Source organism: Microvirga puerhi (assembly GCF_020089865.1).
GTDB lineage: Bacteria > Pseudomonadota > Alphaproteobacteria > Rhizobiales > Beijerinckiaceae > Microvirga > Microvirga puerhi.
Window position 1 is genome coordinate 91,933 of sequence record NZ_JAIRBM010000011.1, and the last position, 22,590, is coordinate 114,522.

General features: G+C 63.6%; 22 protein-coding genes and 1 pseudogene. 15 read left to right on the plus strand and 8 right to left on the minus strand.

All coding sequences use genetic code 11. The features are described 5' to 3' along the window. Positions 1-89 precede the first annotated feature (89 nt). Positions 90-1,028 carry a DUF4167 domain-containing protein gene (locus K9B37_RS15480; protein ID WP_224314296.1) on the plus strand — a complete coding sequence of 313 codons (939 nt, stop codon included), beginning with the start codon at positions 90-92 and terminating at the stop codon, positions 1,026-1,028. Between the two features lie 189 nt (positions 1,029-1,217). Continuing rightward, positions 1,218-3,428, plus strand: coding sequence for a patatin-like phospholipase domain-containing protein (locus K9B37_RS15485; protein WP_224314297.1), 2,211 nt, complete (start codon positions 1,218-1,220; stop codon positions 3,426-3,428). A gap of 5 nt (positions 3,429-3,433) precedes the next feature. On the opposite strand, the gene K9B37_RS15490 is transcribed toward K9B37_RS15485, so the two are convergent. From K9B37_RS15490 to K9B37_RS15500, 3 genes are all read right to left on the minus strand, one after another. Further along, entirely contained in the window at positions 3,434-4,216 is a 783-nt protein-coding gene (locus K9B37_RS15490; protein WP_224314300.1) for an MOSC domain-containing protein, read from the minus strand. A gap of 98 nt (positions 4,217-4,314) precedes the next feature. After that, a complete protein-coding gene (locus K9B37_RS15495) occupies positions 4,315-4,587 on the minus strand; it encodes a hypothetical protein (protein ID WP_224314301.1) in 273 nt (90 codons plus the stop codon). Further along, positions 4,588-4,908 carry a hypothetical protein gene (locus K9B37_RS15500; protein ID WP_224314303.1) on the minus strand — a complete coding sequence of 107 codons (321 nt, stop codon included), beginning with the start codon at positions 4,906-4,908 and terminating at the stop codon, positions 4,588-4,590. Between the two features lie 180 nt (positions 4,909-5,088). On the opposite strand from K9B37_RS15500, the gene clpB reads away from it, so the two are divergent. Next, complete coding sequence (gene clpB / locus K9B37_RS15505; RefSeq protein WP_224314305.1) at positions 5,089-7,713, plus strand: ATP-dependent chaperone ClpB; 2,625 nt, start codon at positions 5,089-5,091, stop codon at positions 7,711-7,713. A 73-nt stretch (positions 7,714-7,786) separates the two neighbouring features. Here clpB and K9B37_RS15510 read toward each other — a convergent pair whose 3' ends face one another. Beyond that, positions 7,787-8,077: a GIY-YIG nuclease family protein gene (locus K9B37_RS15510; protein ID WP_224314307.1), complete on the minus strand. Its 291-nt coding sequence runs from the start codon at positions 8,075-8,077 to the stop codon at positions 7,787-7,789. Between the two features lie 177 nt (positions 8,078-8,254). Here K9B37_RS15510 and K9B37_RS15515 point away from each other — a divergent pair. The 6 genes and pseudogenes from K9B37_RS15515 to K9B37_RS15540 all read left to right on the plus strand — a co-directional run. Then, positions 8,255-8,362 (plus strand): annotated as a pseudogene (locus K9B37_RS15515) (transcriptional regulator); the annotation flags it as partial. Between the two features lie 158 nt (positions 8,363-8,520). Further along, positions 8,521-9,405, plus strand: a complete 885-nt coding sequence (locus K9B37_RS15520; protein WP_224314309.1) for an alpha/beta hydrolase — start codon at positions 8,521-8,523, stop codon at positions 9,403-9,405. 86 nt (positions 9,406-9,491) lie between these two features. After that, positions 9,492-10,220, plus strand: a complete 729-nt coding sequence (locus K9B37_RS15525) for a DUF4142 domain-containing protein (RefSeq protein ID WP_224314310.1) — start codon at positions 9,492-9,494, stop codon at positions 10,218-10,220. Positions 10,221-10,362: 142 nt separating this feature from the next. After that, complete coding sequence (locus tag K9B37_RS15530) at positions 10,363-10,923, plus strand: hypothetical protein (protein WP_224314312.1); 561 nt, start codon at positions 10,363-10,365, stop codon at positions 10,921-10,923. 203 nt (positions 10,924-11,126) lie between these two features. Further along, positions 11,127-12,215 carry a TRAP transporter substrate-binding protein gene (locus K9B37_RS15535; RefSeq protein WP_224314314.1) on the plus strand — a complete coding sequence of 363 codons (1,089 nt, stop codon included), beginning with the start codon at positions 11,127-11,129 and terminating at the stop codon, positions 12,213-12,215. An 88-nt stretch (positions 12,216-12,303) separates the two neighbouring features. Then, positions 12,304-12,468, plus strand: a complete 165-nt coding sequence (locus K9B37_RS15540) for a hypothetical protein (protein WP_224314316.1) — start codon at positions 12,304-12,306, stop codon at positions 12,466-12,468. Between the two features lie 60 nt (positions 12,469-12,528). Here the strand turns inward: K9B37_RS15540 and K9B37_RS15545 are convergent, their stop codons facing one another. After that, a complete protein-coding gene (locus K9B37_RS15545; protein ID WP_224314318.1) occupies positions 12,529-13,398 on the minus strand; it encodes a DMT family transporter in 870 nt (289 codons plus the stop codon). A 184-nt stretch (positions 13,399-13,582) separates the two neighbouring features. On the opposite strand from K9B37_RS15545, the gene K9B37_RS15550 reads away from it, so the two are divergent. Further along, positions 13,583-14,473: a YihY/virulence factor BrkB family protein gene (locus K9B37_RS15550; RefSeq protein WP_224314320.1), complete on the plus strand. Its 891-nt coding sequence runs from the start codon at positions 13,583-13,585 to the stop codon at positions 14,471-14,473. Positions 14,474-14,554: 81 nt separating this feature from the next. Here the strand turns inward: K9B37_RS15550 and K9B37_RS15555 are convergent, their stop codons facing one another. Continuing rightward, on the minus strand, positions 14,555-16,504 hold the full coding sequence (locus K9B37_RS15555; RefSeq protein ID WP_224314322.1) for a bifunctional 2',3'-cyclic-nucleotide 2'-phosphodiesterase/3'-nucleotidase: 1,950 nt from the start codon (positions 16,502-16,504) through the stop codon (positions 14,555-14,557). A 74-nt stretch (positions 16,505-16,578) separates the two neighbouring features. Continuing rightward, a complete protein-coding gene (locus K9B37_RS15560) occupies positions 16,579-17,733 on the minus strand; it encodes a trans-sulfuration enzyme family protein (protein ID WP_224314323.1) in 1,155 nt (384 codons plus the stop codon). Between the two features lie 70 nt (positions 17,734-17,803). Between K9B37_RS15560 and K9B37_RS15565 the strand changes: the two genes are divergently transcribed. Next, a complete protein-coding gene (locus K9B37_RS15565; protein WP_224314325.1) occupies positions 17,804-18,313 on the plus strand; it encodes a TspO/MBR family protein in 510 nt (169 codons plus the stop codon). Between the two features lie 4 nt (positions 18,314-18,317). On the opposite strand, the gene hpt is transcribed toward K9B37_RS15565, so the two are convergent. Next, positions 18,318-18,884, minus strand: a complete 567-nt coding sequence (gene hpt / locus K9B37_RS15570) for a hypoxanthine phosphoribosyltransferase (protein WP_224314327.1) — start codon at positions 18,882-18,884, stop codon at positions 18,318-18,320. 312 nt (positions 18,885-19,196) lie between these two features. Between hpt and ftsE the strand changes: the two genes are divergently transcribed. From ftsE to K9B37_RS15590, 4 genes are all read left to right on the plus strand, one after another. Further along, positions 19,197-19,901, plus strand: a complete 705-nt coding sequence (gene ftsE, locus K9B37_RS15575) for a cell division ATP-binding protein FtsE (RefSeq protein WP_224314329.1) — start codon at positions 19,197-19,199, stop codon at positions 19,899-19,901. Between the two features lie 4 nt (positions 19,902-19,905). After that, entirely contained in the window at positions 19,906-20,874 is a 969-nt protein-coding gene (locus K9B37_RS15580; RefSeq protein WP_224314331.1) for a cell division protein FtsX, read from the plus strand. A gap of 137 nt (positions 20,875-21,011) precedes the next feature. Further along, positions 21,012-21,713, plus strand: a complete 702-nt coding sequence (locus K9B37_RS15585; RefSeq protein WP_224314333.1) for a YdcF family protein — start codon at positions 21,012-21,014, stop codon at positions 21,711-21,713. A gap of 98 nt (positions 21,714-21,811) precedes the next feature. Then, entirely contained in the window at positions 21,812-22,579 is a 768-nt protein-coding gene (locus K9B37_RS15590; protein ID WP_224314335.1) for a lysophospholipid acyltransferase family protein, read from the plus strand. The last annotated feature ends 11 nt before the right edge of the window (positions 22,580-22,590 follow it).

A 22,590-nucleotide genomic window follows, 5' to 3' on the forward strand; every position in this document is an offset into this window, starting at 1 on the left:
CGTTCGGTGAGACATTGGCTTGCATCGCGTGGGCTTGAAGAACCAGCGAGGGTCGTAGACCAGAGATGAGACCAGGACAGAACAGGCGCATGCGCGGTCGTAACCGCAACGGTAACAAGGGGCCTAACCCCCTAACCCGGAGCTACGAGTCCAACGGCCCGGACGTGAAAATCCGCGGCACTGCGCAGCATATTGCAGAGAAGTACAGCCAGCTGGCTCGCGATGCGACGGCGAGCGGCGATCCGGTGGCGGCTGAGAACTATTTCCAGCACGCGGAGCACTATTTCCGCATCATCGCCGCCGCCCAGGAGCAGCTGCGCGAGCAGTACGGCTACCAGCAGCGTCCCTTCGACGATGAAGGTGACGATGAGGGCTTCGGCGGCGATCGCCAGCCCTATGGCAATGGCGAGGACACAGACCCGGCTTCTCAGCCGCAGCCCTTCGAGGCACGGCAGGAGAGCGACCGCCCCTCCCGCTTCGACCGCAACGACCGTCTGGATCGGGGTGAACGCCAAGATCGAGGTGAGCGCCAGGAACGCGGCGAGCGTGGAGAACGTCAGGATCGTGGAGACCGCCCTGAGCGCGGCGATCGGCGCGAGCGCTTCCAGCGCGACCGTGGCCCGCGTCAGGACTACAGCCGCGACGACCAGCCCCGCCTGGAGTTCGAGCGCCCTGAGCGCAGCGAGCGTCCCGAGCGCGGTGAGCGTCCCGAGCGCAGCGAACGCCCGGATCGAAGCGAGCGTCAGGAACGCAATGGGCGGGCACCATTCCGCCGCGAGCGTCAGCGTGAGGATGTTGAGGCGCAGGATTCCGGAAGCCTTCCAGCCTTCCTGACGAATCCGGTTCGCCCCACCGTCGCCGAAGAGCCGCCGCAGGCGAGCGCCGTTCCGGCACCGCAGGAGGCTGCCAATGACGAGGACGCCCGTCCCCGCCGCCGCACCCGGCGCCCGCGCCGCACGGCCGGCGAGGAAGCCGGCAGCGAGAACGCCGCAGGTTTCGAGGGCATCGAGACACCGGCCGCCGAGTAAGCTCCAGGCTTGCAAGCAAGATAATCAAAGGGAGGGCCTTGCCCTCCCTTTTTCATGACCGCTGCTCCTCACCGAGAACCGTGCAAGAAACCGCCCTGAATTCCCATGGCGGAGTTCATCAGAAGATTTGATCCCGGCCTCCTGCCGTGAAATCTTTCCTCAAGCTGCCTTCAGCGACGAGGATCCGGCATGGCGGATGCAGCAATCGATCCAGGACGAGTGGCGACACCCGAAACGCTGCTCGATTGCGACGTCGTGATGGCCGGTGGCGTCACGAGCGGGATCATCTATCCCGGCGCCATTGCGGTGATCGCCCGACGCTATTCGTTTCATTCGATCGGCGGCACATCGGTCGGCGCGATTGCTGCAGCTGTGACGGCGGCCGCGGAATATGGCCGCCGGACGGGCGCCAATCCAAAAGCCTTCGAACAGGTCGGCGCACTGCCGAAGAGCCTCGGCGATACGGCCGAAGACGGACACTCGCGCCTATTTCATCTCTTCACGCCTGAGCCGCAGACCAAGCCTCTGCTTGCCCTCGTCACGCCCTTGTTCGGGGGAGGCGGCCCGTTGCGGCAGGCGGCCCGGATCTTCAAGGTGAGCCTGTCGACCTGGCAGGTGGCGGTGTCCATGGCCGCAATTGCGGCCATCGCGCTTGCGACGCTGGTCGCCCTTGCGGCTGCCGGTCGCCCGGTCCTGCTCATCGTTTGCCTGATTGCTTTTCTTGCACTGCTGCTTCTTGTCTGGCTCACCATGCTGGCCGTCGTGCTGGCCCGACGCTGGCTGCCGGCATGGCGTAGAAACGGCTATGGGATCTGCACCGGCAATTGGTCACCCCAGAACGGTGCCGATGCGGCACAGCTCGGCCTACAGGGGCTTACCCCATGGATGAATCGCGTCGTACAGGCTGCAGCCGGACGCGCGGAGACCGATCCGCCGCTGACCTTTGGAGACCTGTGGAGCGCGGGCCAGGGAGGAGCGACGACGGAGGTTGCGGCAGATCCGACTGCACCCCGCGCGATCGACCTCGCGATGATTGCGAGCGATATCAGCCGACACCGCATCGTGCAGCTTCCCTTCCTCGAATCCCCTTCACCGCTCTATGCCGAAGTCAGCGTTCTCGAACGCTACTTCCCACCGTCGGTCGTCGACTGGATGAAAGCGCGCGCCGGAGATTACGATCCGCGCGTGGAAGTACGTCCACGGGTCATTCGCCTTCCGAAGCCTCAAGACTTGCCTGTCATCTTTGGCGCACGTCTCTCTTTAAGCTTTCCCGTCCTTCTCTCGGCCGTGCCGCTCCTGACGCCCGATTTCGCAAGGCCGAAGGACAGCAATGGCCTCCTTCGGCTTCGGCGCGTGTGGTTCTCGGACGGCGGTCTCGTATCGAACTTCCCGATCCATTTCTTCGACAGCCCGATCCCGTCGCGCCCCACCTTCTGCTTCAATCTCGTCTCCTTCGATGCGGAAGTGCCCAATGTCGAATGGCCGGACGATGAAGGCCGCGATCAGGATGGAGGGGTCCCTAAAGTCGACATCCGCGAAGCCGAAAAACCTATTGCCCAGCCGAGAGCTCCGGCTCGTGAAGCAGCCAGCCGTCCGAAGGCGCAGCCAAGCGGCGATCCCCAGCCTGGCGATCCCGTCTGGGGCTTTATCTCGATGACGAAGGGGAACCGTTTCTCGCCGGTGCCCTTCACGGCCTTCGATACGGCTCACGGAACCGGAATTGCGCCCTTTTTCCAGACCTTGCTGAACACCGCCCGTTTCTGGAGCGACAACCAGATGCTGATCGCTCCGGGCGTTCGTGACCGGGTGGTGAACATCGCGCTTCGGGACGACGAGGGAGGCCTCAATCTCGACATGAGCCCGAAGGTCATCGCGGATCTGGACCGGCGGGGATGCGCCGCGGGTCTACTCATCTCCGCCCGCTTCGATCCGCAGGCGCAGCAGGACCCGGAAACCGGAGAGACGAACGAGGAGATCTTCGCGAACCACCGCTGGGTCCGTTATCGCAATTTCATGGCCGCGTTCGAGGACCTGTCGCGTCGTTTCGCACGGTCGCGGAGAACATCGGACAAGGCCGCTCTGGTGCGTGACGAATCTCTTCTGGACGACATGATCGCGGGCAAGGCGAAGGAAAAGCTCGGATATCCTGCTCCGCGCGCCGCGCAGCCGTATTTTCAAAGCGCGACGGACGATTTCGAAAGGCTCGCGCTCAAAATGGCAGCGGCGACCCGTGTCGATCCGAACGCGACCTTCGACAGGCCCCGTTCACCCGGCTTGGCACAGGGACGTCAGCAGGCCGGCGCAGCACCGCGACCGAAAATGCGCGCACGCCTGCGCCCCCTCATCAACAACGATCCGCGTGAGGAAATCGCCGAACTTCCCGACCCGTCGGAAGTGTGAAAGTTCTAAAGCGCCAGCGCCGTCTGTTCGGGCATCAGCGAATCTCCCTCAGCGATGACCCCGTCCGACAGGACTTCCGCGTAGATGCCGCAATCGAAATGCCCGTAAGCTTCCATCAGGCTTTTCGGGATCTGCATATCTCGGATGCCGGTTGCAGGATCCACATTGGTGGCGGCGCAGCGCTCGATGCGCTTCGTCATCTTCATCCGTACGCCAGACCCCGTGGTGAGTACCTGACCGACGAGATCGAACTCGGCCCAGGGATCAAGCCCCTCCACGTGAAGGTTGCCGCGAAACCGCAAGGGATCGACCGGCACGCCGATCGCAGTCTCGATCGCCTGAACGCTGGCGAGATTGATGAGAGAAACGAAGCCGCGGCGGGAATCGGTGAAGCGGAACCCCTCCGGTGCGGCGAGAACCTTGGGTGGTCCGCGGAGTTCGCCTGGCATGAAACGACGGAAGAACGCTTCGATTGCGAGCCGGCCCGCCCGGGTCGACAGATCGCCACGCGCCACCTCGCGCCCGTTCTGCTCGATGAACAGGGTTGTGATCGCATCGAGATACCGCGTCTTGAGCCGCGCGAGGCCCTCGTTGCGCATGAGCATCAGAAACTTGATCTTCGGCTGATGCTGCGGGTCGGCTTCATCGAAGCCCGATGGGCCATTCTCGATGGCGAAAAGCCGATCTCCCGGAAAATAGCCGCCCTTGGTCAGGGTCGCGGAACTGAGCCTCTCGGGCGAGAGACCTTTGACGGGATAGCGCTGGAGGGAGGCGATGCGGATGCTCATCCGCCATCGTTAGAATTCCCTTCGGGCCGAGGCAAGCGATCTCCGGTCCGGCTAGAGAAAAGCCCGCTTTCGCGGGCTATTCCTCCGGAACAGAAACGTCAGGAAGCGTCTCCAGCACGGCCGCCTGCGCTCCGACCCATCTGGGTATTGAAGTCGGATTGACGCGCATGGGCATCGCCGGACTTGCTCTGATTCGGCATGCCTTCATGAGCGGTGCGATGCGGCGGAACGTGGCTGCCGCTGTCGCTTTCCTGCTTCATCCGCAGAGCCTTTTCCGCATTGGCGCGCAACTCGTCGCGCGCCTTCTCGGCCCGTCGCCGCTTCGGACTGAGGCGGGACAGCGCATGGGTCAATCGGGACAGGACCATCATTTACTCCTTGGCGCGCGAGAGCACGTCCTCATCATTGGTCGTTTGTTGTGTCTCGGAATCCTCGGGCCAGACCGGGACCTCGCCGCTCGACGGGATCGTCCCGGTTCCGGTGGAATCTCCATCGTCCTGTTCCAGGCGCCGCGCTGCCGCTTCTTCCGAATTATCGATGAGATCGGCCTTCTGCGTGGTATCGCCGAAGGTCCTCGGGGTCACGGAGGGCTCACGCTCCAGGGGACTTTCAGGAACGGCCATGCCGAGTTCGGCATTCCGGGCCAGATCGGCCCGGGCCTTCTCGGCTTCGGAACGCGGATCGCGTATCATGATCACCTCCTCGGAATCCTGGAGGATCAATGCGAGCCCCGGCTCACGGTTCCCCCTCTTGTTGTGGCCGATCCGCCACACCACTTTAAGCGCAGCGGATGCTTCAGAAGGAAGGTCCGACATCGCAGGGACCTGCCCGGGCCACTCTCACGGACGGACAGGATCCAGGAGGGGTGACAGATGAATTTCGAGAAATATACCGAGCGCGCGCGCGGCTTCGTGCAGGCGGCCCAGAACCTCGCCATGCGCGAAGGCCACCCGCAGCTCGCGCCCGGGCACCTGCTCAAGGTTCTGCTCGACGATCCGGAAGGCCTGTGCGCCGGGCTGATCGACAGGGCCGGTGGGCGCTCCCGCGACGCGCATGCCGCGGTGGAGCAATGGCTCGCCAAGCAGCCCAAGGTTTCGGGCGCCGCAGCGCAGCCTCAGGCTACGCGCGAACTGATGCGCTTCTTCGACAATGCCGAGAAGACCGCCGAAAAGGCAGGCGACTCCTACGTCACCGTGGAGCGCATGCTGCTGGCGCTCGCCCTCGACAAGGACACGGATGCGGGACGCATCCTGGCGCAGGCCGGCGTCACGCCGCAATCGCTCAACGCTGCGATCAACGCCCTGCGCAAGGGCCGCACGGCGGACAACGCAACGGCGGAGAACGCTTACGACGCGCTCAAGAAATACGCCCGCGATCTGACGGAAGCGGCCCGCGAGGGCAAGCTCGATCCGGTGATCGGCCGCGACGAGGAAATCCGCCGCACGATCCAGGTTCTGTCGCGTCGCACCAAGAACAATCCCGTGCTCATCGGCGAACCCGGCGTCGGCAAGACCGCTATCGTCGAAGGCTTGGCTTTGCGCATCGTCAATGGCGACGTGCCGGAATCTCTGAAGGACAAGCAGCTGCTTGCCCTCGACATGGGCGCGCTGATCGCCGGCGCGAAATATCGCGGCGAGTTCGAGGAGCGCCTGAAGGCGGTCTTGAACGAAGTGACGGCAGCGGAAGGCGGTATCATCCTGTTCATCGACGAGATGCACACGCTGGTCGGCGCCGGCAAGGCGGACGGCGCGATGGACGCGTCGAACCTTTTAAAGCCTGCGCTTGCGCGCGGCGAGCTGCATTGCGTCGGCGCGACGACGCTCGATGAATATCGCAAGCACGTGGAGAAGGATGCCGCGCTGGCCCGCAGATTCCAGCCGGTCTTCGTGAACGAGCCCACCGTGGAGGACACGGTGTCGATCCTGCGCGGATTGAAGGAGAAGTACGAGCAGCATCACGGCGTGCGCATCACCGATAGCGCGCTCGTTGCCGCGGCGACTCTCTCGAACCGCTACATCACCGACCGGTTCCTGCCCGACAAGGCGATCGATCTCGTCGACGAGGCTTCCTCGCGCCTGCGCATGCAGGTCGATTCGAAGCCGGAAGAGCTCGACAACATCGACCGCGAAATCGTGCGCCTGAAGATCGAGCAGGAAGCGCTCAAAAAAGAGACGGACACTGCTTCCAAGGACCGCCTTACGCGGCTCGAAAAAGAGCTGGCGGATCTGGAAGAGCAGTCGGCTGCCATCACCGCCCGCTGGAAATTCGAGAAGGACAAGCTCGGCCACGCAGCGGAGCTGAAGAAGCGCCTCGACGAGGCGCGCACCCAGCTCGCCAATGCGCAGCGCGCGGGCGACTGGGCGAAGGCGGGCGAACTCTCCTACGGCATCATTCCGGGCCTCGAAAGGGAACTCGCGGATACGGAATCGAAGGGCGACGGCGCAGGCATGATGGAAGAGGCGGTGACGCCCGACCACGTGGCGCAGGTCGTCTCCCGCTGGACCGGCGTGCCCGTCGACAAGATGCTCGAAGGCGAGCGCGAGAAGCTGCTGCACATGGAGCAGGATCTCGGAAAGCGCGTCATCGGCCAGCGTGAAGCAGTGGAGGCGGTTTCGACCGCGGTGCGCCGCGCCCGCGCCGGTCTGCAGGACCCGAACCGGCCGATCGGTTCGTTCATGTTCCTCGGGCCGACAGGCGTCGGCAAGACCGAGCTGACGAAGACGCTCGCCGCGTTCCTGTTCGACGACGAGACCGCGCTGATCCGCCTCGACATGTCGGAATACATGGAGAAGCACTCGGTCGCCCGTCTCATCGGCGCGCCTCCCGGCTATGTGGGCTACGAGGAGGGCGGCGCGCTGACAGAAGCCGTCCGCCGCCGGCCCTATCAGGTCGTGCTGTTCGACGAGATCGAGAAAGCGCATCCGGACGTGTTCAACGTGCTGCTCCAGGTGCTCGACGACGGACGTCTCACGGACGGCCAGGGCCGCACCGTGGACTTCCGCAACACGCTGATCATCATGACGTCGAATCTCGGCGCCGAATATCTCGTGAACCAGCCGGAAGGCCAGGACACGGATGCGGTGCGCGACGAGGTCATGGGCGTGGTGCGCGCGCATTTCCGGCCCGAGTTCCTCAACCGCGTGGATGAGATCATCCTGTTCCACCGGCTGAAGCGCTCGGAGATGGGCGCCATCGTCGACATCCAGATGGCCCGGCTGCAGAAGCTTCTGGAGGATCGTAAGATCACCCTGACGCTCGATGCGGATGCCCGCGAATGGCTTAGCCAAAAGGGCTACGATCCGGCCTACGGCGCGCGGCCCTTGAAGCGCGTGATCCAGAAGAACGTGCAGGACCCGCTCGCCGAGATGATCCTCGCCGGCGAGGTCCATGACGGCGAGGCCGTCGACATCCACGTCGGCGCGCTCGGCCTCACCATCGGCGACAAGCCAGTGACCAAGGCCGGGGAGAAGGCACCGGAAGGCGTGCGGTTGAACTAAGGTGAATCGGATTTAGTGATACGAATGAAGAGCTCCGCGAGAAACCGCGGGGCTTTCGTCGAATGGATGCGCTCTAACACATCGTCGGATCTAGTTCGATCCAGTCGGCATTGGCGCTTTCGATGAGTTTGATCTTCCAGGCCCTGTTCCAGCCCTTCAATTGCTTCTCGCGCGCAATAGCCTCCGTCACGTCGGCATAGCGCTCCACATAAACCAGCGTCGTCACGCCATAACGCCGCGTGAAGCCTGGAACGGCCAGCGCCTTGTGTTGTTCGACACGCTGCGGAAGGGTGCCAGTAACGCCGATATAGAGCGTGCCGTTTTTACGGGAGGCAAGAATGTAGACAGCGTAGCGTTCATACATCCCCAAGCACCATATGATCACGTACCCTCTTGTCATCCACGGCGAGCGAAGCGAGGGAAGGGGATCCATTCTTTTCTGCGGCCGATCGAGCTGGATTCCCTTCCCCTCCAGCGGCTGCGCCGCTTCCGGCCGGGAATGACAAGAGCGGTCCCGTGGCCGGTATCATGATAGCCGTACGGCCTCGAACAAGGCTACCGCAATCCGACCATCGTCTCGCTCTATGAACTCTCCCAGGCCCTCGGTGTCAGTCCCCTTGAGCTTCTGAAACCCGGCAATCCGAAGTGATCCTTCGCCGAAGTCATGACCGGACTTGATCCGGCCATTCACGGCTCTCCTTCCCTCCATCTCGCAGGACCCACGCCGCTCATCCGAAGGAGCCTGTTCGGAGGGATGTCGGCAGCTGCGCCGTTCAGGCATAGTCACCTCGAGCGGAGCCTTGCGCCATGGAGCAAAGCGAAATCGGTGCCGTTCGTGCTCTCTTGACGTCCAAGCCGCGTCCGGTCGGCTGGACGGAGCGGCGACAACGTCTAGACGAGGTAGGATCGGTCTGGCCCGTTGCCGACGACATCAAATGCACGCCCGTGGACGTGGACGGTGTGGACGGCGAGTGGTCCCTTGCCCCCGGAAGCGATGCGTCGCACGTGCTCATGTATTTCCATGGCGGCGGCTATTGTTCGGGCTCGATCCTCAGCCATCGCCGCCTCGTGACGGAGGCCGGACGCGCAGCCGGCATGCGCACCCTCGCGCTGAATTATCGGCTTGCGCCGGAGCATCCGTTTCCGGCAGCGCTCGCGGATGCTCTGACGGCGTGGCACTATCTGCGGCGGCAAGGCATCGAGGCGAAGCATATCGCCATCGGCGGCGACAGCGCGGGCGGGAATTTGACACTGTCCCTGATGGGCCGCTTGCAGCAGGCGCAAGAGGAGCGCCCCGCCTGCGCGTGGCTCTTGTCACCCTGGACCGATCTGACGATGTCCGGCTCTACCCTCGCCACGAAAGACAGTGTCGATCCCATCATCCATGGCGGCTATCTCCACGAACTGGCCGATGCCTATCTGCCCGACAGCATGGATCCGAAGGATCCCCGCGTCTCACCGCTCTATGCGAATCTTCATGGGCTCCCGCCGATCCTGATCCAGGTCGGATCGGACGAAACCCTGCTCGAGGACGCAGTGCGCCTGACCGCGGCTGCGGGCGCCGCAGACGTCGCCGTCACGCTGGAAGTGTGGCCGCAGATGATTCATGCGTGGCCATTGTGGAACGCGCATCTGGAGCCGGGACGTCAGGCCCTCGCACATGCCGGACGGTTCATGCGTCGCTGTCTGTGACGACGCGGATCCCATGTTGTGACATTTGCCGAAACAATCGCTCCGCGCATGCGTTCGCCCTGTCCGGTCCCAACAGGAGAATGTCGATGTCCCGTCGTCTCGTCGTTGCCGGCCTCGTTGCTGCCATCGGCCTTCCGGCGCTCGCCCAGGGCGTGCAGCAGAACCAGTCAATCCCTTATCCGGTCTCGCCCCAGAACACCGAATCGCAGCCGAACCAAAACATCGGCCAGGGCGCGCAGCAGCGTCAGCAGCGAGTCCAGCAGGGCGGCGCGCCACAGGACACGCAGACGCCAAGCCGCCAGGGACAGGCCAGCGCTCCGTCCCAGATGGGCGAGCAGCAATCGCAGGCCGATGCCCAGTACATCCAACAGACGCTCGCCGCCGGCACCGTGGCTTTACAGACCTCGATCTTCGCGCTCTCGAAGGCGCATGACCCACATGTCAAGCAATTCGCCACTTTCGAGGTGGTGGAGCAGAACACGCTGTCCGACGTGCTGCATTCCATGGCCGAACCGACGACGACCGCCTCGACCACACCGGGAGAGCAGCAGGCGGCCTCCACCGCGCCGAATCTGTCCCAGGCCGATGCAAATGCCATGGAGCGCATGTCGAAGGCCCAAGCCGGTCCGGCCTTCGACAGGGACTACATCGCCCTGCAACTGAAAGGGCACCAGGACCTGCTTTCTATCCATGACCGCTATCTCCAAGGCGGCTCCGGCAACCGCGAACTGACCGACGTGGCCAAGCTCGAGGGCGACCGGATCAAGGAGCACATTGCCCTGCTCCAGGACATCGAGAAGGAACTCGGCCGCTGAGGCTGACCGCAAGGACACTTTGCCTTCAGGCTCGAGCGTTCCAGTCAAAGGACGCGTTTGGACAGGAACCTGCCTTCCGGGAGGGGCGTTGGCCCTTCGGGAAGCGGGCACTCGGCCCGCGCGACAGGAAGAGGAGCTTTTCATGGCGCAGGACAAGCGCGGCCGTCCTCCGGAACCCGATGTGGAAGAGGTTCTCGACGATCTGCAGGCGGAAGAAGGAGGCCAGGATTTCGTGGCAGGCCCGACCCAGCGCAACGACGTCGGCAACACCAAGCGCGCCGCCTCTAAGGCAACCGGCCTCATGGGTGCGTCCAAGAAACTGGATCCCGATCTCGACATCGATCACGTGGACGATGGACGGGTGAGAAGTGGCTCCAGCACCGGCATTCACAGTTTCAGCGAAGTTCCGCCTGAGCGCGGTGCCGCGGAGGCCAGCCTGACCCTCTCCAACGAGGAGATTGCCGACAGCGTACCGACGACGGTTCTCAAGAGCCCTGCCAAGCGGCCCGCTCGAGCGGAGGCTTCAACCGGATCGCCTCCACCGATCTCGCCCGATTCCGGCAGGCAGCGTGTTCCCGCACCGGGCAATGCCGTTTCCGCTCCGAAAGGTACTTTCGTACGCGGGAAGCCGTCGAAGCGCTCGGCACGCGGCGACGCGCAGGCGGAGCCGTCCCTGTCCAAGGGAAGCTCGGAAGAGCGCTGATGAGACGGAGGCTTTGTGGCGACTGAAACGTTGAGAAATCCGGGGCCCGCGCCCCGGATTTCTCTTATCTATGATCATGGCACAGATCATTTGCCCGAGCGAAATTTCCCCTAGGGAAAGCAAGGTGCTACCTCTTCGATTCTGCTGATGCGGCCTCACGTCCGCACCAAAGCCGAGCCATCATCGAAGGAAGAGGAAACCTCATGGATAGAAGAACGGTGCTCAAGGGCGCAAGCCTTGCGGCCGCAACCGGCCTTGCATCGCCTGCAATTGCGCAGACACAGCCGGAGATCCGCTGGCGCATGGCCTCGAGCTACCCGAAGAGCCTCGATACGCTCTATGGCGCCGGCGCTCAGATCGCCAAGCGCGTCGCAGAGGCGACCGACAACAAGTTTCAGATCCAGGTCTTTGCAGCCGGCGAGCTGGTGAGCGGTCTGCAGGTGCTCGACAGCGTGCAGAACGGCGCCATCGAAAGCGGTTACACGCTTTCCAGCTTCTATATCGGCAAGGATCCGACCTTCCAGTTCGAGACCTCCATGCCCTGGGGCATGAACGTGCGCCACCACAACGCCTGGATGGCCTATGGCGGCGGCCTCCAGCTCGTGCGCGAATTCATGAAGGACTACAACATCATGCCGTTCCCCGCGGGCCAGACCGGCGCGCAGATGGGTGGCTGGTTCCGTAGCGAGATCAAGTCCGCGCAGGACCTGAGCGGCCTGAAGATGCGCATCGCCGGCATGGGCGGGCAGATCATGTCGCGCCTCGGCGTCGTGCCCCAGGTGCTGACAGCCGGCGATATCTATCCGGCACTCGAGCGCGGTACGCTCGACGCGGTCGAATTCTCCGGCCCCTATGACGACGAGAAGCTCGGCTTCGTGAAGGTCGCCAAATACTACTACTATCCGGGTTTCTGGGAGGGGTCGGCTCAGCCCTCGCTCTATGTCAATCTCGACAAGTGGAACGGACTTCCGACCTCCTACAAGGCGATCCTCGAGGCGGCCTGCGCGGAAGCTAATGCTCAGTGCGTCATGAAGTACGATGCTGAGAATGCGGAAGCGGTCCGCCGCCTCGTAGCGCAGGGCGCACAGCTGCGAGCCTTCCCGAAAGACATTCTCGATGCGAGCTATCGGGAGGCATACAAGTTCTACAACGAGATCGCGGCCTCAAACCCGAAGTTCAAGAAATTCTTCGATTCCTGGAATGCCTTCCGGGAAAAGGAATACACTTGGTTCCGCATCGCCGAGCTGCCCTTCGATTATTTCGTCTACACGCAGCAGAGTCAGCAGCGCTGATGCTTCAAAACGCCCGAGGGATCGGAATCGCCAGCTCGGGCGTTGTCCTGCCGAGCTGGCGGATAACGCCTGAAGCAGGAGATCGTGCATGAAGGACAAGCCTCATCACCGCGAGTCGCAGCACAAGAAGAGCGACCTCAAGGACAGGAAGCTGCCCGAAAATTCGAAGGAAAGCCTGGATCGCAAGCTCGATGAAGGCGTGGAGGAATCTTTCCCCGCCAGCGATCCGGTTTCCGTGAAGATTACGAAGTAACGTGCCTCGTTTTACGCACAAGAGCCCCGGGTGCCGCCGCACCCGGGGCTTCTCGCGCCTTCAGCTCCGGCTCGCGATGGCGACACCCAGGGCCGCAAATCCCATGCCGATGATCTGGACAAGGGTCAGCGTCTCGCCGAACAGCCCAAAGGCCATCAGCGCCGCAACGGGCGGGACGAGATAGAGCAAGGTCGCAACCCCGACCACGGCGCCGCGCCGGATCAGGTAGAGAAGAAGACCGATGGCCCCGATGGAAAGGCCGAGCACTGCCCAGGCAAGTGCCCCGAGGAGCGGCAGCGTCCAATCGATCCGGCCCTCTTCCGTCAGAAGCACCATCGGCACCGTCACGAGGGCAGCCCCGACATACTGAATCGCAGCGTTGACGCGCAGGTCGAGCGACCCACCGGTTCGCTTCTGCCAAATGGTGCCGCAGGTGATCGACAGCATGGCCAGGAGCCCGACCAGGAGGGCCATCGGTGGCACGCCCCCGTCCCCGAGCTTGGGCAGGATCACCAGTGCCGCCCCCAGAAACCCGATGCCGATGCCGACCCAGCGCCGCGGCGATACGGTCTCTCCGAGGAACGGTCCCGACAGGATTGCGGTGGCAAGGGGCTGAAGCCCAGCGATCAGCGCCATGATCCCGGCCGGAAGCCCATCCTTGACGGACCAGAAGACGCCGCCGAGATAGAAGCCATGCAGAAGCATGCCGGCGATCAGACTATTCCGCCAGTCGCGGGCAGCCCGGGGCCAGGGCGCCCGCGCCACGCCGATGATCGCGAGCAGGACTCCAAGTGCCAAAACATAACGCACCAGCAGGAACGTGAGCGGCTCCGCATGAGGCGTGATGATGCGTGCGACGATGAAGCCCGTGGCCCAGATCACGACAAAGAGGGGCGGCGCCAAGCGCGCGAGGAATGCGTCGGAAGACATGGGCGAGATCGTTCGGTGACCCGGGAGGTTGCTGGCCCTCCGCCGAGGCGGCGACCGGAGAGAAGCCATCCTAGAGACATGCTCTCCCGAGGCCAAGCCTCCGGCCTGGAAAGATTGACCTATCGATTCCCGGCAGAAGCATTCTAAGTTCCCCCGTCTCCGCGTCTCATCTCCGGGGTTGTTGTTGAACCGCCTGCGCCTCACCTACGAAGTCATCACGATCGCCGCCAACCGCTTCCTGCTGCATGACGGCTGGGCCATTGCGAGTCATATCGCCCTGTCGGTCCTCACCTCGATGTTCCCATTTCTGATTCTGCTCACGGCCCTGGCGGGGCTTTTCGGAACGGGGACACTCGCCGACGAGGCGGCCAACATTATCCTCGAGGCGTGGCCGCGGGAGATCGCAGAACCGATTGCCGCGGAGATCCACAACATCCTCACCGGACGGCGCAGCGATGTCCTGACTCTCGGCCTCGTGCTCGCCCTCTATTTCGCGTCGAGCGGGGTCGAGGGCCTACGGGTCGGCCTCAACCGCGCCTATGGACTGCGCGAAACCCGGGCCTGGTGGCTGACGCGCCTCGAATCCCTAGCCTTCGTGATGGGCGGCGCCCTGGTAATGCTGGCGCTGGCCCTGCTCGTCGTGCTTGGCCCCTTCGTGTGGCGAGGCCTGCTGTTCTGGATCCCGGCACTGAAGCCACTCGACAGCCTGATCGGTCTGGTGCGCATCGGAACCGCGACCGTGATCATCGTGGTCGGGCTCATCGTCGCCCATAAGCTCGTTCCTGCGGGACGACGTTCTGTCCTTGCCGTCCTGCCCGGCGTCGGGGTCACGCTGCTCCTGTGGATTCTCGGAGGTCTCGGTTTCGGCTGGTATCTCGAATTCTATCCCGGCGCCTATGCCTCGACCTATGGCGGTCTTTCGACTGCCATGGTGGCACTGATCTTCCTCTACACGCTCGGCGCCATCTTCCTGTTCGGCGGCGAGCTCAACGGTACGATCATCGCCGCCAAACGTGGGCGCCTTGCAGAGATGCACGATTACGATCAGGTCGAGGACGTCGTGAAGCTGCCGTAAAGCCGCGCTGGAACGTGATCTCCTTATCAAAAAAGCGGCCAGGGAATCCCTGGCCGCCGCATGATCTATCCGGGAACGTCCTTAGCCGACGAGACGGTACTTGATGAAACCTTCCGGCGCATCGCCGAGCTTCTCCACCTTGATGCCGGCCGGCTGATATGCCGCCGCATTCGGCCCGGTGGTGAACACCACCGTCGCATTGCCCGTCGGCGTCACGAGAGACCATGACCCATTGGCCTTCGGAGCGATCTCCTTGCGCTCCATGATGTAGCGCATGATGGCGTCGCGGGTGAGATCGGGCGCGTCGAGCACGATGGTGGTGCCATCGTTACCGGGGAAGTTGCCGCCGCCGCCGGCGCGATAATTGTTCGTCGCGACGATAAACACCTGATCCTCCGCGACGGGCTTTCCATCGTAGGTCAGATCCTTGATCCGGTGCGCATCCGGATTGATGAGCTTGCCGTCATTGTCGTAGCGCGATGCCTGCGTGGGATCGATCTTGTACTGCACGCCTGCGATCACGTCGAAATTGTAGGCCGGGAAAGCGGTGTTGATCAGCTCCTGCTCGCCGCTCTTCGACGGATCGATCTGGTTGTAGATGCCGGCCGAGCGCTCAAGCCATTCCCGCACCTGCGCACCCGTCACCTTCACCGCGCGGATCGTATTCGGATAGATGTAGATGTCCGCCATATCCTTGATGGCGAGCGGGCCGGGCTTGATCTCCGTGTAGTAGTTCGGACCGCCGCGGCCGCCGGCCTTGAAGGGAGCGGCTGCGGAGAGAAGCGGCAGATCCTTGAACGATGTCGTCTTGAGGAGATCCGCCACGTACCAGGCCTGGGCCTCGGCGACGATCTTCACGGAAGCATCGTCCGCCACGAGCGAGTAGTAGGAGTGGATCGGAACGCTCGTCGTGCCGACCGCCTCGCGGACATATTTCAGCGTTCCCTCGTGATCGGCCTTCACGGCAGCGACAATCGCCGCATCATTGTCGACCTTGGCGACAACCTTGCGGTCGACACGGTCGTAGATCGGCCGAAGCTCCGTACGGAAATTCGCCACCTTCCAGCCGTTCCCGTCCTTCGCGAGCTCCAGATCGACGACCCCGAGATGGCTGCCCCAGAAACCGGCCATGACGGCAGGCTTGCCATGCAGGGTTCCCGCCTTCACGTCCACGCCCGGAATGTTGTTGAATTCCTTGCCGCCCGGGAATGTGAAGTGCTGATGGCCGGTGAGGATCACGTCGATGCCGTCGACCTTCGCGAGATGCAGGGCCGCGTTCTCTTCGCCGCCCTTGCGCTCGCCTCCGGCGATGCCGGAATGGCAGAGCGCGACGATGATGTCGGCACCCGCCTTCTTGATGTCGGGCACATGCTTCTGCGCGGCATCGACGATATCGATGGTGGTCGCCTTGCCGTCGAGATTGGCCTTGTCCCACTGAACGATCTGCGGCGGGACGAAACCGATGACGCCGATTTTCAGCTTCTGCTTGGCACCGCTCTCGTCGACGACCTCGCGTTCGAGCATCAGCCAGGGCTTGCGCAGGGTCTCGCCGTTGGCTTTGATGACGTTGGAGCAGACGATGGGGAATTTCGCTTCGCCGAGGGAGTTCTCCAGGAACTCGAGACCATAATTGAACTCGTGGTTGCCCAGCGTGCCGCAATCATAGTTCAGGGTGTTCATGGCGGCGACCATCGGATGGACGTCGCCCTTCTTCATGCCGCGCCGATAGGCCACGAAATCGCCGAGCGGCGAGCCCTGGATCAGGTCGCCGTTGTCGAACAGAAGGCTATTCTTGGCCTCTCCCCGGGCAGACTTGACGATGGTCGCCGTCCGGGCGAGGCCCACGGTGTCGTCCGCCGCATCACGATAGTAATCGTAGGGCATGATGTTCACGTGGAGATCGGTGGTCTCCAGGATGCGGAGTTTGACCACCGATTCCGCGCCGAAGCTCCCCTGGGGAAGGGCCGCTACGGCAGCCGCGGCAACGCCGGTCTGCAGAACCCGGCGGCGGGTGATGAGGGACGAAGTCATGATTGTTTCCCTTGGCAAGTAGTTCTTAAGCCGAGGAGAACACGAGTTTTATGACAAGATCAACACGGACCCGTTCAGGCAGCCCGCAGGGCCTCGTCGAGGTCCGTGAAGAGGTCGTTCATATCCTCGATGCCGGTGGACAGACGCAGAAGATCCGGTGGGCACGGGGTCCCCGGACCTTCGATCGAGGCGCGGTGCTCGATGAGGCTTTCGACCCCGCCGAGGGAGGTTGCCCGCTTCCAGAGCCCCACCCGCGCCGCAGTGCGGATCGCCGCCGCCTCGCCGCCAGTGAGCTGGATCGACAGCATGTAGCCGAAGCCGCCATCCATCTGCCGTGCTGCGATGTCATGCCCCGGGTGCTGCGGCAGGCCGGGATAGAGCACGCGGGCAACCTTGGGATGATCACTGAAGCGCTCGGCGAGCAGCATGGCGCTTCTGGCCTGCGCCTCGGCACGCAGGTGCAAGGTGCGCATGCCGCGCATGAGCAGGTAGGCTTCGAACGGCCCGAGAATGGCGCCCTGCATCTTCCGGATGGACACGACCCGTGCCCAGAACTCATCTGCCTTCGCACCCGCGAGAACGCCCGCCACCACGTCGGAATGACCGTTCAAGACCTTCGTCGCCGCATGCATGACGATCTCCGCCCCGAGTGCCAGCGGCCTGGTATGGACCGGCGATGCCGTCGTGGAGTCGACCGCCAGCCGTGCGCCTGCCGCATGGGCGATCTCCGCAGCCGCCGCGATATCGGTGATGGTCCAGAGCGGATTTGACGGCGTCTCGACCCAGACGAGCTTCGTTCGGCCCGGCACGACGGCCTTGCGCAGCGCGTCGAGATCATCGCTTTCCACGAAATCCACATGAAGTCCCCAGCGTGTCGCTTCCGTCATGAGCCAGTTGCGCAGCGCCCAGTACATCACCTTGGAAGCGACAACGTGATCGCCCGGATCGAGCGCCTGGAACACGGCGGTCGCCGCCGCCATACCGGAGGAGAAGAGCAGAGCCCCCGCATCCGCCTCCTCCAGCATCGCCAGCACGGCTTCGGTCTCCCGGACGGTGGCATTGTCCGGCCGGCCATAGACGAAACCGGAGGAATAGGCGTTGTCCTCGTCACGGATATAGGTGGTCGCCACGTGAATGGGCGGCACAACCGCTTTTGTGATCGGATCCACATGGCCCATGGCTTGCGCCGCAAGGGAACGCTTGGACCAGAGCGGATGCGATGACGACATGGGGAACCTCCAGTGAGCTTTACGGTTGCCGCAAGGCAATCCTCATGCCTTTACAGGGAATCGGCCCGTCATGCATCCCGGAGAGACTTCAGCGCCAAGCCGCCCGACACCGCCTGTCCAGCGCTTCCTGATCGCCGTCCTGCCGGTCGCCGCCGCAGGCGTGCTCGGGACGATCGCCACGACCCCGAATATCCCGACCTGGTATGCAGGCCTCGCCAAGCCGGGCTTCACCCCGCCGAACTGGCTTTTCGGCCCGGTCTGGACGCTGCTCTATGCCTTGATGGCCTATGCGCTCTGGCGCATCCTGTCCCTGCCGAGCGATCGGCCAGGACGCCGCACGGCCATAGCGGCGTTCTTCGTGCAGCTCGTCCTCAACGCCCTCTGGTCCTGGGCTTTCTTCGGCGCACATTCGCCGCTGGCGGGTCTGGTGGTGATCGCCGCGCTCCTGATCGCCATCATCGCGACGATCCACGCCTTCTGGCCCCTCGACAGAACCGCCGCCGGCCTCCTCGTGCCCTATCTGGCCTGGGTCATCTACGCGACGGCGCTGAACGCCGCCATCTGGCGGCTGAACCCGTGAGGCGTCAGGCCTGATCAAAGAGATCCGGATTCTTGTCGAGATGATCGACGACCCCGACGAAGGGAAGCTGGCGGTATGAATGGGCGACATCCATGCCGTAGCCCACCACAAAGACATCCGGGCAGGTAAAGCCGACGAAATCCGCATCGATCGACACGGCCCGCTTGCCCGGCTTCTCGAGAAGAACCGTCGTCATGACGCGCTTCGCTCCCCGGGCCATCAGGAGGTCCTTCGCGAAGGTGACCGTCCGGCCGGATTCCAGGATATCGTCGACGAGAAGCACGTCGCGACCGCGGACATCGCTTTCCACATCGCGCAGGATCGCGACCTGGCCGGTGGACACCGTGCCGTCGAGATAGCTCGACAGGTGCACGAACTCGACCTGCGGCTCGAGCCCGGCCCGGTGAAGGGCACGGATCAGGTCGGCGGCGAACATGAAGCTGCCCTTCAGGACGGCAACGACGAGCAGGTTCTCAGGCTTGGCGTTGGCGATTTCCTGCGCCAGATCCTCGATGCGTCTGGCAATCGTCTCTTGATCGAAAAGAACCCGGATGCGCGGTGTACCTGTCATCAATTGATCCGTTCAGAAGAGATTCCGGGCGGCGAAGAACCGGAACCTGGAGTATTTCCCCTTCGTGACCATGACGGCGCGGCGAAGTCAAACAGACTTCCGCCCCTGCGGCCTTAAAGTCCACCGGAAGGATCGAGGCGGAGGTTCATCCGGCTCCGAAGTTCCGCTAGCATCGCCCAAGCCTCGCCTCTCCCCGATCGCGCGGAACTTATGGACTTGCCCGGCGCATCTGGACCATAAGCGAACAGAATCGGAGAATAGGCAGGCCCCTGCCCGCTCGTTTCGACCCCAGCCAAGGATGGCCCGCTGCCCGTGGAAGCGTTTTACGACAATGATTTCGAGGAGGACGCGCCTCCGGTCGTGCATTTCGAGAACGTGGGCGTCCGCTACGGCATGGGCCCCGAGGTTCTGCGAGACCTGACCTTCTCGATCGAGCCGCACTCGTTTCAGTTTCTCACCGGGCCGTCAGGCGCCGGCAAGACCACGCTTCTGCGCCTGATTCTGCTTGCCGTGAAGCCGACACGGGGGCTGATCTCGCTGTTCGGCCAGGACGTGTCGGGCATCTCCAAGAACGCGCTGACGGACGTGCGGCGGCGCATGGGCGTGGTGTTTCAGGATTTCCGCCTCCTCGATCATCTGACGACCTACGAGAATGTCGCCCTCCCCTTGCGTGTCCAGGGCAAGGAGGAGACGAGCTACCGCGCCGAAGTGGTGGAGCTGTTGCGGTGGGTCGGTCTCGGCGACCGGATGCACGTGCTCCCGCCAGTGCTGTCCGGCGGCGAGAAGCAGCGCGCTGCGATCGCTCGCGCCCTCATCGTTCGGCCGGATCTGCTGCTTGCAGACGAGCCGACCGGAAACGTCGACCCGTCGCTGGCGCGCAGGCTCCTGCGCCTCTTCATCGAGCTGAACCGTCTGGGGACCTCGGTCGTGATCGCGACGCACGATTTCAGCCTGATGGACCAGCTCGACGTGCGTCGCCTCGTTCTCGGCGACGGCCGCCTGCATATCGACGAGTAGCGCCATGAATGATCATACGCGCTCGTCCCGTTCACCCGCTCAGAGCAGCGACAAACGCCCTCTCCCGGCCTCGCTGCGCCGCAATGCGCCTCTGGTTCCGGTGGATTCCGCCGGTGGTCAGGCGCTCGCGGCAGTGATTGCGATCCTCACCTTCCTGGCCGCCCTTTGCGCCGGAGGCGCGGAACTCGTGGCCTCGAGCTCCACCCAATGGCGATCGGACATCGCTCGCGAGGTCACGATCCAGGTCCGGCCGAATCCTCAGCGCTCCATCGAGGACGACGTGGCCCGCGCGGTGGCGCTTGCGCGCCAGACCCCTGGGGTCGAGGAGACCCAGGCTTTCTCGAAGACCGAATCCGAGCGCCTTCTCGAACCATGGCTCGGAACCGGGCTCGACTTCAACGATCTGCCGGTCCCGCGCCTGATCGTTCTGAAACTCCAGGTCGACGCCAAGCCTGATTTCACCAAGCTGAGGCAGACCCTGCGCGAACAGGTTCCGGGCGCGAGCCTCGACGATCACGCCCTCTGGGTCTCACGCCTCTCGACCATGGCCAACACGATCATCGGGGTCGGAGTGATCCTGGTGGCTCTGGTCCTGCTGGCAGCAGGACTTGCGGTCACCTTTGCCACCCGGGGAGCCATGGCCGGCAACCGGGAGGTCGTCGAGGTCCTGCATTTTGTCGGGGCCAGCGACGACTTCATCGCCCGGGAGTTCCAGCGGCGGTTCTTCAAGCTCGGCCTGCGCGGCAGCATGGTAGGCGCTAGCGCCGCCCTCGTCATGACCATCGCCGTAGGTTTCATTACCCGGTCCTGGCGGGCGAGCCCCGCCGGCGATCAGCTGGAAGCTCTGTTCGGCTCTTTCAGCATCGGCTGGCGCGGCTATGCGGTGGTGATCCTGATCGCTCTTGCCGTAGCGCTGATCACAGGAATCGTGTCTCGGCTGACGGTGAGACGCTTTCTTAACGGAAATGGTTGATACTCCCCTCGATATAAAGGGTTGCCTCTCCGTTGCCGTATTCTGCATTATCTTCCGCCGAGATGACCTCGCGCACGCAGAACTTGGCGCTCATCAACGCCATGGACACGACAGAGGCCTTGGGTTGGGGCTGGACGATGGCAGAGTCGCCTTCTCTCCCCAGTCGACGGTCGCTGCGCAATCGCCTGCTGCGATATAGTTTGATGGCCGGCTTGGCCGGTCTCTTTGTCCTGTTCGCCGGATTCCTTGCCTTCGTCTATTCCCTCGATCGCTTCGAGCAGAAGCCGGAGACCCGCGCGGACGGCATCGTCGCCATGACGGGCGGTGCCCAGCGCATCGGCGACGCGATCGATCTCCTGGCCCAGGGCTACGCCAAGCGACTTCTTATCTCCGGCGTCAACGAGAAGACGAGCCGCGACGAGATCTTTCGTCTCAATCCCGGCCAGCGGCGCCTGTTCGACTGCTGCGTCGATCTCGACTACCGGGCGCGCAATACCATCGGCAATGCCATTGAGACCCGACGCTGGGCCGAACAGCATCAGTTCGATGCGCTGATCGTCGTCACGTCGAACTACCACATGCCGCGAACCCTGGTTGAGCTCGACCACGCCCTGCCCAATCTGCAGAAGATCCCCTATCCCGTCGCGGCGACGATCGATCCGCACGACTGGTGGCATAACCCCGCCACCGCCAAGGTGATCTTTTCGGAATACCTGAAATTCCTCGTGGTCTGGGTAAGGACCCGGCTCGAAAAGGATCCGGAACACTCCTCGGCCGCGAAGATCATGAGCGGCGGCCGGCCCATCCAGCACGTTTCTGCCGGCCCCCTGTGGCGCTGAAACGCCTGTACCGGGTCGGATTTGCCCTTGTCCGCCCAGCCTGAACGTGGCTTAGAGAGATCCCCGCGGGGGTCGGATCCCGCTTTTCCATCGCTGCCATGCTGATCCTCCGCTCCCTGCTGTTCAACATCGCCTTCTACGTGAACATCATCCTCTGGATGATCATGCTGCTGCCGACCTTCCTCCTGCCGCGGCGGGTGTTCATGCGTGGCGTCCAGGCCTGGGCCTGTTCCTCTCTCTGGCTGCTGCGCGTCGTCGCCGGGATCAGGGTGGAGATTAGCGGTCGCGAGCGAATTCCCGCAGGCGGGCTGCTGGTCGCCGCGAAGCACCAGTCGCTCTGGGAGACCTTCGCGCTCCTGCCTCTTTTCGACGACCCGACCTTCATCCTCAAGCGGGAGCTGATGTGGATCCCGGTCTTCGGCTGGTTCACCTGGAAGGCCGATTGCGTGCCGGTGAACCGCAAGGCTGGCTCCCAGGCGCTGATCAGAATGATGGCCAGGGCCCACGAGGAAGTGGACGAGGGGCGCCAGCTCGTGATCTTTCCGGAGGGTACGCGCCGTCCGCCGGGAGCCCCTCCTGCCTACAAGTTCGGCGTATCCCATCTCTATCAGAATCTGGGCGTGCCCTGCCTCCCCATCGCCCTGAACTCGGGGCTGTATTGGCCCCGACGCGAATTCATCCGTCGGCCCGGCACGATCCGCGTCGAGATTCTCGAGCCGATCCCGTCCGGCCTGCCCCGGGACGCATTCTTCAGGCAGATGCAGGACGTGATCGAATCAGCCTCGGATCGGCTTCTCGCCGAAGGGCGCCGGGAACTTGGCCTCCCCTCGCCCGGCGAACCTGCGACAAACTTCCCCAAGGCCTGACGTCACAAGGA

Bases quoted from the DNA above. Each gene is read 5' to 3' on its own strand.
- K9B37_RS15510 (WP_224314307.1), bottom strand. From the start codon at position 8,077: ATGTATGAACGCTACGCTGTCTACATTCTTGCCTCCCGTAAAAACGGC.
- clpB (WP_224314305.1), top strand. From the start codon at position 5,089: ATGAATTTCGAGAAATATACCGAGCGCGCGCGCGGCTTCGTGCAGGCG.
- K9B37_RS15520 (WP_224314309.1), top strand. From the start codon at position 8,521: ATGGAGCAAAGCGAAATCGGTGCCGTTCGTGCTCTCTTGACGTCCAAG.
- K9B37_RS15500 (WP_224314303.1), bottom strand. From the start codon at position 4,908: ATGATACGCGATCCGCGTTCCGAAGCCGAGAAGGCCCGGGCCGATCTG.
- hpt (WP_224314327.1), bottom strand. From the start codon at position 18,884: ATGACAGGTACACCGCGCATCCGGGTTCTTTTCGATCAAGAGACGATT.
- K9B37_RS15590 (WP_224314335.1), top strand. From the start codon at position 21,812: ATGCTGATCCTCCGCTCCCTGCTGTTCAACATCGCCTTCTACGTGAAC.
- K9B37_RS15585 (WP_224314333.1), top strand. From the start codon at position 21,012: ATGGCAGAGTCGCCTTCTCTCCCCAGTCGACGGTCGCTGCGCAATCGC.
- K9B37_RS15525 (WP_224314310.1), top strand. From the start codon at position 9,492: ATGTCCCGTCGTCTCGTCGTTGCCGGCCTCGTTGCTGCCATCGGCCTT.
- K9B37_RS15565 (WP_224314325.1), top strand. From the start codon at position 17,804: ATGCATCCCGGAGAGACTTCAGCGCCAAGCCGCCCGACACCGCCTGTC.
- K9B37_RS15535 (WP_224314314.1), top strand. From the start codon at position 11,127: ATGGATAGAAGAACGGTGCTCAAGGGCGCAAGCCTTGCGGCCGCAACC.
- K9B37_RS15580 (WP_224314331.1), top strand. From the start codon at position 19,906: ATGAATGATCATACGCGCTCGTCCCGTTCACCCGCTCAGAGCAGCGAC.
- K9B37_RS15540 (WP_224314316.1), top strand. From the start codon at position 12,304: ATGAAGGACAAGCCTCATCACCGCGAGTCGCAGCACAAGAAGAGCGAC.
- K9B37_RS15480 (WP_224314296.1), top strand. From the start codon at position 90: ATGCGCGGTCGTAACCGCAACGGTAACAAGGGGCCTAACCCCCTAACC.
- K9B37_RS15490 (WP_224314300.1), bottom strand. From the start codon at position 4,216: ATGAGCATCCGCATCGCCTCCCTCCAGCGCTATCCCGTCAAAGGTCTC.
- K9B37_RS15485 (WP_224314297.1), top strand. From the start codon at position 1,218: ATGGCGGATGCAGCAATCGATCCAGGACGAGTGGCGACACCCGAAACG.
- K9B37_RS15545 (WP_224314318.1), bottom strand. From the start codon at position 13,398: ATGTCTTCCGACGCATTCCTCGCGCGCTTGGCGCCGCCCCTCTTTGTC.
- K9B37_RS15555 (WP_224314322.1), bottom strand. From the start codon at position 16,504: ATGACTTCGTCCCTCATCACCCGCCGCCGGGTTCTGCAGACCGGCGTT.
- K9B37_RS15560 (WP_224314323.1), bottom strand. From the start codon at position 17,733: ATGTCGTCATCGCATCCGCTCTGGTCCAAGCGTTCCCTTGCGGCGCAA.
- K9B37_RS15530 (WP_224314312.1), top strand. From the start codon at position 10,363: ATGGCGCAGGACAAGCGCGGCCGTCCTCCGGAACCCGATGTGGAAGAG.
- K9B37_RS15495 (WP_224314301.1), bottom strand. From the start codon at position 4,587: ATGATGGTCCTGTCCCGATTGACCCATGCGCTGTCCCGCCTCAGTCCG.